This window comes from Martelella sp. (assembly GCF_984369615.1).
Map to the genome: position 1 here is coordinate 1 of NZ_CFHTCS010000540.1, position 2,086 is coordinate 2,086.

The window sequence follows — 2,086 nt, forward strand, 5'->3', positions numbered from 1 at the left end:
TTCGTTGCGGAAACAAAGACCGGCGTGCCGCCGCAAAGCGCCACCATTTCCGGATAGGAGACCCAGTAAGGGGCCGGAATGACGACTTCATCGCCCGGGTTCAGCGTTGCCATGAAGGCGTTGAACAGGATCTGCTTGCCGCCCGTGCCGACGATGGTCTGCGAGGGCTTGTAGTCAAGATTGTTCTCGCGCTTGAACTTGGCGACGATGGCCTCGCGCAGCGGCTGGATGCCGGGCACGGGCGTATACTTCGTCTCGCCGCGATTGATCGCCTCAATGGCGGCCTGCTTGATGTTGTCCGGCGTATCGAAGTCCGGTTCGCCGGCGCCGAGGCTGATGACATCGCGCCCTTTCGCTTTGAGGTCGCGTGCTTTCTGCGCCACGGCGATGGTGGCAGAGGGCTTCACACGAGAAAGGGCGTCAGCAAGAAGGGCCATTTTCAATGTCCTGATGTCTAGATTGAACCTTGGAAAGCCGCCGGATCGCGGCATTTTTTCCAAGTGCATGGTCTAAGCCCAATTTACCCGCCGTTTCAAGCGCTATCCTCGGTTCCTGCCCGATTCCGGGCCGGTTGTGCCCTTCGAGAAACGCCGGCTGGCAGCGCAAGGCCAGGTTCCGCACGCCGCGCCTCAAAGCCCGCAGCGGTTAACCACGCCATGATTCCGCCCCAAAATGGGTCCGCTTCAACCAGCTTTGATCCAGAAGCCGTCGCAATTCCATGGCCTTGTGGCAGGCGTCAAACGACCGGATGAAGGAGAAGGCCAATGTGGACGACAACGCAAATGTTGAAGGCGGTTCGGCAGGCAAGGTGGAAAGGCGGGCTTCTGGCTTTGGCGATGCTGGGCACGCCTGCGCTGATGGCCATGGCGCCGTTTCCGGCCGCCGCCCGCGCCGGCATCGACGCCGCGCCGCTTGCCGCCGCCGACCCGGCATCGTCGTTCTTTTCCGAATACCTGCCCTTCGCAGGCTCTTCCGGCAGCGCCTATCACGACATTATCGGCCATGCGCTTGCCCGTGATCTCCTGATCGGCGCAATGCTGGCGATCGCAATCGCCATGGTCGCCGGCGCATCCTTTCTGTGGCGGGAAAACGTCAATCACCTGCGCGAGGATGCGGACCGCAAGAAACGCGGCGCCCTCGATATCTTCTGACCGGCGCTTCGAGCAACCAAGCAGAACGCATTGGCCGAGCTCCTCTCCGGCGGCCATATGCGGCAAACTTTTACCGTTTGATAAAATTTTTATTTCGCGCTAGCATTCCCTCAATAACCTTAAAAACGGGGAACATTGCGATGCAAAATCCGGAACCTGCCTTGAAGGGCGGGCGCCTGGCGCCCGATATCTATCACAGGAACTTTGCCGACCTGCACCCGCCGCTCGACCGGCATGAGGCGGCGGTCGAGGCCGACCGCTGCTATTTCTGTTACGACGCGCCGTGCATGACGGCCTGTCCCACCGCCATCGATATCCCGCTGTTCATCCGCCAGATATCGACCGACAATCCGCTGGGTGCGGCCAAGACCATCTTCGACCAGAACATTTTCGGCGGCATGTGCGCCCGGGTCTGTCCCACCGAAACGCTGTGCGAGGAAGCCTGCGTGCGCAACACGGCGGAGGAGAAGCCGGTGGAGATCGGCCTTCTCCAGCGCTACGCCACCGATACGGCGATGGCCGAAAACCGGCAGTTCTACACCCGCGCTCACGAGACCGGAAAGCGCGTCGCCGTGGTCGGCGCCGGGCCTGCGGGCCTTGCCTGCGCCCATCGCCTCGCCATGGCCGGCCATGACGTGATCGTGCTTGAAGCCAAGGAGAAACCCGGCGGCCTCAACGAATACGGCCTCGCCACCTACAAGACGGTGGATGACTTTGCCCGGAAGGAAATTACCTATCTGCTTGAAATCGGCGGGATAGAAATCCGGGGCGGGCAGATGCTCGGGCGCGATTTTACCCTCGAAGAGCTGCGTCGCGACTATGATGCGGTCTTCCTCGGCATCGGCCTCGGCGGCGTCAACGAACTTGGCATCCCCGGCGAAGATCTGGCGGCTTGCGAGAACGCCGTCGATTTCATCGCGGCGATCCGCCAGGCC

General features: G+C 61.7%; 3 protein-coding genes. 2 read left to right on the plus strand and 1 reads right to left on the minus strand.

The window, feature by feature from the left end; translation table 11 throughout:
• Window positions 1-437: aminotransferase class I/II-fold pyridoxal phosphate-dependent enzyme (locus AC5DC2_RS23450; RefSeq protein WP_491700226.1), on the minus strand; the 437-nt coding region annotated here is incomplete at its 3' end.
• A 327-nt stretch (window positions 438-764) separates the two neighbouring features.
• Here AC5DC2_RS23450 and AC5DC2_RS23455 point away from each other — a divergent pair.
• Entirely contained in the window at window positions 765-1,151 is a 387-nt protein-coding gene (locus tag AC5DC2_RS23455) for a hypothetical protein (RefSeq protein WP_152534581.1), read from the plus strand.
• Between the two features lie 140 nt (window positions 1,152-1,291).
• Window positions 1,292-2,086: FAD-dependent oxidoreductase (locus AC5DC2_RS23460; RefSeq protein WP_491700227.1), on the plus strand; the 795-nt coding region annotated here is incomplete at its 3' end.

Bases quoted from the DNA above. Each gene is read 5' to 3' on its own strand.
- AC5DC2_RS23455 (WP_152534581.1), top strand. From the start codon at position 765: ATGTGGACGACAACGCAAATGTTGAAGGCGGTTCGGCAGGCAAGGTGG.